Origin of the sequence: Mycolicibacterium pyrenivorans, from assembly GCF_025821625.1 — a bacterium.
GTDB classification, from domain to species: domain Bacteria; phylum Actinomycetota; class Actinomycetes; order Mycobacteriales; family Mycobacteriaceae; genus Mycobacterium; species Mycobacterium pyrenivorans.
The window spans coordinates 41,737-50,321 of record NZ_JACKSH010000295.1; the positions used below are offsets into that span (position 1 = coordinate 41,737).

The window sequence follows — 8,585 nt, forward strand, 5'->3', positions numbered from 1 at the left end:
CGCCCATACGGCCGCATAGTTAACACTCACACCCGTGCGCAAAAGTTAGCTGGATACTCGCGTTGAGCGGCCCCCAATCGCCCATCTGTGTGGGGCTGAGCTCCTTTATGGGGCATTTCTGTACCCGTTGAGCGGTGCCACAGGATGGGCTAGCGGCTTGCCGATGCGCGTGATCGCCGCACCGCCCCAGCCACCGGCCTGTTAATAATGGGATTGCGGGTGCCAGTGAGACATGGCGGATACGACACGCAAGGGCGCGGTGGCAGTCGAGGCCCGACTTCGGGAGTCGTCACGCTTGCCGCCAGCTGATTGCTACGTACCAGAACAGTAGGTGGACTGCGCATATGAGTTTCACAAGCTTGTCGCACATAGACAATTAGTGAAAAGAGTTGCCGCACTGAGATAGTCATGCAGATCACATAGTCGGCATATATCGCCTGCTCGGCCGGTTCACATCCGCGAATCGCAAGCGCGTAACGACATGGACTCGACTTGGGGACCTACGGAGGATGCCCGTACAAGCTGCTACAGTGGGCGACATTGTGAGGTACAACGACGCCCCCACGAGGAAGCGACTGCAGTCGGCGTTAGCGCTGGCGGTTGTTTTCTGGGTGCTGCTTATCGGCAGTGACGTAGCGTTGCCGTGGTCGGACGGTCCAGATGACCACGGTCCTCACGCAGTGACGACAGCAGTGTCTCACGAGTTTGCTGTGGTGATGGACCACCCACATTTTCAACACGCTTCAGCGGCGATCTCACCCGACACCTTCGCCACCGCCGTGGTGCCGCGGGTCGCCACCGTGCTGGTGGCTCTGGGGTTGGCCGTCGCCGTCGCGGCGGCGTGGCTGTACCGCGGGCACGGGATCTGGGCAGCGGTGCGCGGTCCACCGCGTGGACTTGGCCCTGTCGTATCGGGCCGCCAGTTGCTGGCCCGCTTCTGCATTTCGCGGCGCTGACCGGGCAGCGCCAGACCGACCGCGCTCAGACGGGCACGGCCGGTCGGTAACCGCTGCCCATTGTCAGCTGCCGCGCACCCAAGTCCAAGTCGCGGCTTCGATGCAGAAGCGATAACTCATATGACTGATGTTCTGTCCATCCATTCCAGCGATCTTCACTTCTCGCGCCACCGCGGGCTCGGCCGAAATCACCGGCTAGCCACGATGGTGGGAAACACTCCTGTGCTGCGGATATCCTCACCGTTCAGTGACGATCAGCGCGGCTTCTGGGCCAAGCTGGAGGGATTCAATCCCGGCGGCATGAAAGATCGGCCAGCCATGCACATGGTGGAGCAGGCAACGGCCCGCGGTGACCTTCGTCCAGGTGCGCGCATCGTGGAATCCACCAGCGGCACACTAGGTTTGGGGCTGGCCTTCGCCGGCACCGTGTACCGCCACCCCGTGACCCTGGTCGCCGACCCGGGGATGGAGCCGATGATGCACCGGATGCTGTCGGCCTACGGCGCCGACATCGATGTGGTGACCGAGCCTCATCCGCAGGGCGGCTGGCAGCAGGCCCGCCGCGACCGCGTCGCCGAACTGCTGGCCGCCCACCCGCACTCCTGGTACCCCGACCAGTACAACAACCCCGACAACGTGGAGGCCTACCAGGGCCTGGCCCTCGAGTTGCACGCCCAGCTCGGCGAGATCGACGTGCTGGTGTGTTCAGTGGGCACCGGCGGGCACTCCGCCGGAGTGGCGCGAGTGCTGCGGCAGTTCAATCCTGATCTGCGGTTGATCGGGGTGGACACCGTCGGGTCGACCATCTTCGGCCAGCCCGCGGCCACTCGGTTGATGCGTGGACTGGGCTCGAGCATCTATCCGCGCAACGTGGATTACGACGCCTTCGATGAGGTGCACTGGGTGGCGCCGGCCGAGGCGGTGTGGGCCTGCCGCACGCTGGCGGCAACCCACTACGCCAGTGGCGGGTGGAGTGTGGGCGCAGTCGCGCTGGTCGCCGGCTGGGTCGCCCGAACTCACCCGGTGGATACGGCCATCGCCGCCGTCTTCCCCGACGGCCCGCAACGCTACTTCGACACCGTCTACAACGACGACTATTGCCGCCAGCACGGCCTTGTCGGTGGACAACCACCGGAAGAGCCGGCCGTCATCACCGATCCGACCGATCAGGTCGTTCACTCCTGGACGCGGTGCCTCCATGTGGTCGATCCGGTGCGGAGTGTGCGGTGATGGGTGTCGTCAGACAATTCGGCAGCTTCGGCTGGCCCAGCCGACTGCTGATGGTCAACCAGTTCGGCATCAATCTCGGGTTCTACATGCTGATGCCCTATCTGGCCGGCTATCTGGCGGGGCCGCTGGGACTGGCGGCGTGGGCGGTCGGTCTGGTTCTGGGTGTGCGCAACTTTTCCCAGCAGGGCATGTTCATCATCGGCGGAACGCTGGCCGACCGGCTTGGCTACAAGCCGCTCATCGTGGCCGGCTGCCTGCTGCGCACCGCGGGGTTTGGGCTCTTAATATTCGCGCATTCGCTGCCCGCTGTTCTGATCGCCTCGGCGGCAACGGGTTTCGCAGGAGCATTGTTCAATCCGGCGGTGCGCGCCTACCTGGCGGCCGATTCGCAAGAGCGCAGAGTCGAAGCGTTCGCCATGTTCAACATGTTCTATCAGGCGGGCATCCTGGCGGGCCCGCTGGCAGGGCTGGCCCTGATGGTGGTGGACTTCCGCATCGCCGCTGCCGTCGCGGCCGCAGTGTTCGCCGTGCTCACCGTGGCGCAGCTGTTCGCCTTGCCACAACATAGCGCCAGCCCCGTCGCCGAGAAGACGGCGATCCTCGATGACTGGCGCATCGTCGTGGCCAACCGATCATTCCTGTGGTTCGCCGCAGCGATGATCGGGTCCTATGTGTTGAGTTTCCAGGTCTATTTGGCCCTGCCGCTACATGCTGCAGCGTTGGCACCGCAACACGAATCACTGCTGGTTGCCGCGGTCTTCGTCGTCTCCGGGCTCGTCGCGGTGGGCGGGCAGCTGCGAATCACGCGATGGTTCGCGGCCCGCTGGGGCGCCGGACGATCGCTGATGATCGGCATGCTCATCCTGTCTGCGTCGTTCGTGCCGCTGCTGGTGGTTCCCCATGGCGGGCGCTTTGGTGCCATTGCGGCCATCGTGGCATTGCTGATGGCAGCAGGGCTGCTGGCGGTCGGATCGGCAGCGGTCTTCCCGTTCGAGATGGACACGGTGGTGTCCTTGGCGGGCAACCGCCTCGTCGCGACACACTACGGGTTCTACAACACCATAGTGGGAGTGGGCATTCTGGCCGGCAATCTGGCCACCGGTGCACTCCTGCAGGCCGCGCGCGACGCCGGTGCAGACGAACTGCTCTGGGGCGGACTGGCATTGGTTGGGTTGGTGGCGGCACTTGCGTTGCATCGACTTGACCGCCGTGGCCATCTCGCGCCCCAGCCAGTACTGGCTACATCGGCGCGACGATAAGGCATCGCGGTCAGGTGCCGGCGCGTGCGTCGGCGTGAGCACGACATAGGAATCCGAAATGGGTCGCCGCCAGCTAGGGCCGCCCATTCGATGTGATAACGCACCTTACTCCAAACTGTTCCGCCAGAACCGGGAACACAGTCGGATTCAGCCCGACCCATGGGGACCCCCGCGGCCCCGGTGACTAACCGCGGCGTTTGCTGAGCGGTCGTGACGGCCTGCTGCTGCCCTGCCCACGGCACCACTGCGAGCAGCTATGTGGACTCTTCGAAAAGCCTTGGCGCATATGACGTTAACTCGTTACCGAATCGTGGCGCGCGGGTCTTGGCATGGGTTCGCAACCATGTATTCTCGATGTAGCTACTGATTAGCTACGTACTGAGCGCAGCCGTATATGCGTTGAAGTACGCGAAAGGAGAACAACCGTGAAGATGACCGCACTGGCGACTATTGCTCTGTCTGGTATCGCCACATTCATGATCGCGGCCGCACAACCGGCCGCCGCAGCGCCGGCCGGGCCCGATTCCGTACAGGACACTGTCAACAGACTGGAGTCCAACGGCTACAAGGTGATCCTCAACAAGGTGGGGACAGCACCGCTGGAGAAGTGCACGGTCAGCGGGGTGCGCCCGGGCCGCGAGGTCACCGAGTTTCGCCAGAATCGGCGGGACCAAACTGTTGAGCGCGTTTTATACACGACGGTCTACGTCGACGCGTCCTGCTGACCATGGCGGGGCGGGGGTGGTCTCATCATCGGGGGCCACGCCCTCCCCGCTTCTGGGATCCGGCGGCACGGTGGTGACGGACTCCGCCGCCACTGTGCATCCACGTCGCACTGAACTTGCCGCTGAAGTGTTCAATTCAGATGCGGAGGATCGCTCGCCATCGACGGACGGCGATACGGCACCCAGAGCCCGGTCCTCATGGGCAGCACTTGTTGTCGTGCTTCACGGCGCGCCGTTGCCTGGTGTTGGCGCCAAGTGCACACATCACCGCGCACTTGACGACCGCGCGAACCATAGGATGCCGCGCAACTCGTACCAGCCCCGCCGCCTTGGGCTTCACATCTGTGCTCATCCCTATCTCCTCTCCACACCACGAAATACCCCCTGAGGGTATCCGTTGAGCAGTGCCGCGTACAGGCCACGACGGTCCTGGCAGCGGATGGGAGAGTGCGATCCCGGTTCAGCGTCGTCACGATGACGTGGTGGGGCGAGGCTTCGACCTACTATCGGGCTTAGTACGATAGTGGAGGTGATGTCGTCGATCCCGAGCGTCCGTGTCCACGTCGCCATCGTCGGTGCGGTGCTGACACTGGTTGGCTGCGGTTCTCCCGCCGAACCGCTGACATCGTCGTCGACACCGCCGCCGGTAGGACAGACCGATACTGCGGCTCGCGCACCGCGCTCAATCGGACCGCAACAATTCGCCGAGGCTATCGCCGCACCCGAGCGGGTCACCATCAATGTGCACGTGCCCTACGAAGGCGACATCGCAGGCACGGATCTCAGCATTCCGTTCGACCAAATCGAGGCGCAGATCAACAGGTTGCCGACCGTTCGCAGCACTGCGCTGGCGGTCTACTGCCGTACCGGACGGATGAGCACTATCGCCGCCTCAACTCTGGCCAACCTGGGGTATCACGACGTGGTGGAGTTAGCGGGCGGAATGCAGGCCTGGGAGCAAAGCGGCCGCACCCTGGTGTGGCGCTGACCATCTGCGGGTTCGACGAACCGACGCCCGCCTGCGCGCCTCGTCGTCACAGGAAGTCTGAGTCGCGCCGACGCCCCCAAAGACATGGGTCAACCGGCGTCACGAAAGGCTGCAGCACCGTGGTCCGTTCTCACCGTGGCCGGCACATCGCTTAGCTGCCACTGGCATTCCCAGCGTTCATCGAGAAGCTCATCGATCAAGGAGGTGTCGGGGTGGCCACCGAGCCTGCGAATGGACGCGCTGACCGCGCTGAGCAGTTCGAGTTGGCGGTCGATGGCTTGAAGCCTTCCCACGTCCCTCCATTGGGCTGGACCGGCGGACCGCGGCGTTGACGGCCCGCACCGACATCTACTGTTCTGGTACACAGATGCTAATCGATTCGTCCTCACGCTCGACGCGACTCCTCGGTGCCACCACAGCGTGGCTAGCGCACACGGCCCGGCGGCAGCAGCGTCGTTCGTCGCGACCCTCCACAGGGTCCAACGCGGTCAAGAAGTTGGCCAGGCGTGCTGACTTTCGATTCGAAAGCCGCTTCATATCAACAGCATTCGGTGCGAGGGCCGCTGAAGCTGTTGTGCGTTGCAGGGGCGCCTGTCCATCACCGAAACGGGGTTTGGCCATAGGGGGATGGGTATGCGGCTGTCGACCGTGGGCCACGCCACGGTCAGCCCATGCGATACGCGCCATGGAAATGGAGGACGGTATGAGTACCGCGAGCAAGATGCTTGAAACTTATCCGCAAGACCTGGATGGTATCGACCGCGCCGCGTTGACGTCCTGTATCGAGGCGTGTCTGGAGTGCGCGCAAGCGTGTACGGCCTGCGCCGACGCCTGCCTCAGTGAAGACTCGGTGCAGCAGCTCACCACCTGTGTGCGCACCAACCTCGACTGTGCCGATGTGTGCGCGGCGACCGGGCACGTGCTGTCCCGCCATACCGGTTACGACGCCAACCTGACCCGCTTGATGCTAGAAGCGTGTGCCACGGCATGTCGCTCCTGCGGGGACGAGTGTGACCGCCACGCCGACCACCATGAGCACTGCCGCATTTGCGCGGAGTCCTGCCGGCGTTGTGAACAAGCCTGCCGACAGCTGCTGACGTCACTGGGCTGACCGCGTCCCGCGACTCACGAGCGCACCAGGCGATTGATGGCGTCGGTGGCCTCTTTGATCTTGGCGTCGGCGTCATCGCCCCCGGCGTGCGCGGCGTCTAGTACGCAGTGTTTGAGGTGATCGTCGAGCAGACCGAGCGCGACCGCTTGCAGTGCCCGGGTCAGCGCACTGACTTGGGTGAGGATGTCGATGCAGTACTGCTCGTCTGCGACCATCCGGTGCACTCCGCGCACCTGTCCTTCAATGCGCTTGAGACGGTCCAGGTAGCGGTCCTTGTCCGTCATGTAGCCATGCCGCGGCGGCGTCTGCGCGGGTGTGGGTTTCGTTGCTGATGTGGGCATTTGTTCCTCCCAGATGGTGCACCCGGGATTGACACCCGGGACCGCAGGCCTACGCGTATCCCAGCGGATTCCTGTTCCGATGTAGTGCACAGATATTGTCGCGCGAAATGCGGCGATGGGTGATGCCCGCCGCGCGCATCTGCGCCGGGCGCCACACCACCCATCGCCGATCAAGGGTTAGGCAACAGCGTAGTTCGCCGGGTCGGCGTCGAACTTAGCCTCAATCCGTGGATCGACCCTGTTGAGGTCCGGTCAGACTGATTTTGCTGTGCTGCGGTGGGTGGGCAGCGTGAATCCGCTGGTCTGTCCAGCTTNAGCCTCAATCCGTGGATCGACCCTGTTGAGGTCCGGTCAGACTGATTTTGCTGTGCTGCGGTGGGTGGGCAGCGTGAATCCGCTGGTCTGTCCAGCTTTTCCTGTGGTCTCCGGTAGTGCCTGTTCGGCGAGTGGTCAGACGGTTGCGGTGGCTGGTGGGCTGTAGCCGATGGTGTTGCGCCACAACGTGAGCCAGTGATCTGCCCAAGGCCAATGTGCTGGTAGGTGCAGGATCGGTCGGCGTTGTGGCCGGGCCAGCCGGGCCGGGACGGTGACGATCTTGCGGCGCAATGTCGCGCCGCGGGCTACCGCGTGGGCGCCTCCGGCCAGCACGCCGGCGGCGCGCAGCAGGTTGTGCGCGATCGCGGCGCACAACACCCACGCCGAGTTCGCCCCGAACCGCCCAGACGGCATATGGGCCAGGGGGCCGTCGATCAGGTCGGCGAACACGGTTTCGATGATCGCGTGTTGGCGGTGGGTGATGTCGGCCTTGGCGGTGGGAAGGTCGGTGTTGGTGAAGAACGGGTGATATCGCCAGACGGGGAACAGGGCGTCGCGGAATCTGGCGTCTTTGACCCGGCGCACCACTAGGCGGGCGGTGAACCGGTCTTTGGTCGACGCGAAGGCGGTGTAGCTGATTTCGGCGACCTCGGCATCAGAGATCCAGTCCCCGGTGTCGGGATCACGCACCGCACCGGGATATTTCACTGGTGTCCAGGCGGACTCGTCGATCGCGGTGATGGCCCGATCAACGGCCGAGTTTCGAGTCATGACCACCGAGAAGCGGGCGCCGTGGCTTCGGCAGGCACCCACGACGGCGCGGGTGCCGTAGGCCGAATCACCACGCACCAGAATCTGCCCGGTCACGCCGGCAGCGCGGGCGGTCGCGATGGCTTGGGTGATCATCCGGCCCGCGCCTTTCCCGGAGCCGGTCTTGCCGGCACGCAGTCGCATCCCGGCGATCACCGGTGCCGACCCGGGGGTGCTGATCGTGGTGGCCAACGGCGAGAGCCCTTTGCGCAGGACCTGCTTGCCGGCGATCTTGGTGTGACCGTAGGAGGCACCTTGCTTGGCGTGACCGAAAACCGGACGCAGCAACGAGTCAATGTCGATGAACGCTTGGGTGTCCGCGCCGGGCAGCAGGTCCACCCGTTCACACAGCGCGGCCAGATGATGACGCAGGACTGACTCCAGTTGGCGGGCATGTCCGAAAGTGAACTCCCGCAACAATGTTCCAATCGTCGACGGTGCGTACACGCCGCCGAAGAGGCTCTTCATCCCACCAGAGCGCACCACATCGAGGTCATCGATGCTGTCAGCGCCAGCGCACATCCCGGCGATCACCGTGGTCAGCTTCGGTGCCGGATTGGCCGAGCCAGATCTGACCTTGGGTGCCGGGATGGAAATCTTGTCAGCCAACAGTTTCGGCAGCCCGGTCTGGGTGGCCAGTGTCATCACCGGCACCAGCCCCGCGCACGACACGAGATGCTCATCATCAAAGACCGCCGACCCAGCGGCGAACCTATGGGACACTTTCACCGGAAGTGCCTTTCTGAACTGGCCTGATTGATGCGTAGAGAACACCAATCCTCCCAGCTCAAGGGGCACTTTCCTCATTCCGACACCCCACGACCAACCAATTTATCGGTGGATCGAGGCT

9 protein-coding genes are annotated in these 8,585 nt (G+C 64.1%); 6 read left to right on the forward strand and 3 right to left on the reverse strand.

The window, feature by feature from the left end; genetic code table 11:
• The first annotated feature begins 509 nt into the window (after positions 1–509).
• The 5 genes from lpqS to H7I57_RS32535 all read left to right on the forward strand — a co-directional run bounded on the left by lpqS (position 510) and on the right by H7I57_RS32535 (position 5,158).
• A complete protein-coding gene (gene lpqS, locus H7I57_RS34095; protein ID WP_013470195.1) occupies positions 510–956 on the forward strand; it encodes a putative copper homeostasis (lipo)protein LpqS in 447 nt (148 codons plus the stop codon).
• Positions 957–1,076: 120 nt separating this feature from the next.
• Positions 1,077–2,186, forward strand: coding sequence for a PLP-dependent cysteine synthase family protein (locus tag H7I57_RS32520; protein ID WP_013470196.1), 1,110 nt, complete (start codon positions 1,077–1,079; stop codon positions 2,184–2,186).
• The gene (locus H7I57_RS32525; RefSeq protein ID WP_013470197.1) at positions 2,186–3,445 is read left to right on the forward strand and encodes an MFS transporter; all 1,260 of its coding nucleotides are present in this window, start codon (positions 2,186–2,188) and stop codon (positions 3,443–3,445) included. Before H7I57_RS32520 ends, H7I57_RS32525 begins: the two co-directional genes overlap by 1 nt.
• A 425-nt stretch (positions 3,446–3,870) precedes the next feature.
• Complete coding sequence (locus H7I57_RS32530) at positions 3,871–4,170, forward strand: hypothetical protein (RefSeq protein WP_013470198.1); 300 nt, start codon at positions 3,871–3,873, stop codon at positions 4,168–4,170.
• A 532-nt stretch (positions 4,171–4,702) separates the two neighbouring features.
• Positions 4,703–5,158 (forward strand): rhodanese-like domain-containing protein, encoded by a 456-nt coding sequence (locus tag H7I57_RS32535; protein ID WP_013470199.1) that lies wholly within the window; start codon positions 4,703–4,705, stop codon positions 5,156–5,158.
• A gap of 89 nt (positions 5,159–5,247) precedes the next feature.
• Here the strand turns inward: H7I57_RS32535 and H7I57_RS32540 are convergent, their stop codons facing one another.
• Positions 5,248–5,451 (reverse strand): hypothetical protein, encoded by a 204-nt coding sequence (locus H7I57_RS32540; RefSeq protein WP_060937726.1) that lies wholly within the window; start codon positions 5,449–5,451, stop codon positions 5,248–5,250.
• A 410-nt stretch (positions 5,452–5,861) separates the two neighbouring features.
• Between H7I57_RS32540 and H7I57_RS32545 the strand changes: the two genes are divergently transcribed.
• Positions 5,862–6,269: a four-helix bundle copper-binding protein gene (locus H7I57_RS32545; protein ID WP_013470200.1), complete on the forward strand. Its 408-nt coding sequence runs from the start codon at positions 5,862–5,864 to the stop codon at positions 6,267–6,269.
• A 14-nt stretch (positions 6,270–6,283) separates the two neighbouring features.
• On the opposite strand, the gene H7I57_RS32550 is transcribed toward H7I57_RS32545, so the two are convergent.
• Together H7I57_RS32550 and H7I57_RS32555 are read right to left on the reverse strand one after the other, a co-directional pair.
• The gene (locus H7I57_RS32550) at positions 6,284–6,610 is read right to left on the reverse strand and encodes a metal-sensitive transcriptional regulator (protein ID WP_013470201.1); all 327 of its coding nucleotides are present in this window, start codon (positions 6,608–6,610) and stop codon (positions 6,284–6,286) included.
• 450 nt (positions 6,611–7,060) lie between these two features.
• Positions 7,061–8,464, reverse strand: a complete 1,404-nt coding sequence (locus H7I57_RS32555; protein WP_013470146.1) for an IS1380 family transposase — start codon at positions 8,462–8,464, stop codon at positions 7,061–7,063.
• Positions 8,465–8,585 lie beyond the last annotated feature (121 nt).

Excerpts from the sequence above, each read along its gene's own strand:
- lpqS (WP_013470195.1), top strand. The coding sequence starts at position 510 with ATGCCCGTACAAGCTGCTACAGTGGGCGACATTGTGAGGTACAACGAC.
- H7I57_RS32520 (WP_013470196.1), top strand. The coding sequence starts at position 1,077 with ATGACTGATGTTCTGTCCATCCATTCCAGCGATCTTCACTTCTCGCGC.
- H7I57_RS32525 (WP_013470197.1), top strand. The coding sequence starts at position 2,186 with ATGGGTGTCGTCAGACAATTCGGCAGCTTCGGCTGGCCCAGCCGACTG.
- H7I57_RS32535 (WP_013470199.1), top strand. The coding sequence starts at position 4,703 with ATGTCGTCGATCCCGAGCGTCCGTGTCCACGTCGCCATCGTCGGTGCG.
- H7I57_RS32545 (WP_013470200.1), top strand. The coding sequence starts at position 5,862 with ATGAGTACCGCGAGCAAGATGCTTGAAACTTATCCGCAAGACCTGGAT.
- H7I57_RS32550 (WP_013470201.1), bottom strand. The coding sequence starts at position 6,610 with ATGCCCACATCAGCAACGAAACCCACACCCGCGCAGACGCCGCCGCGG.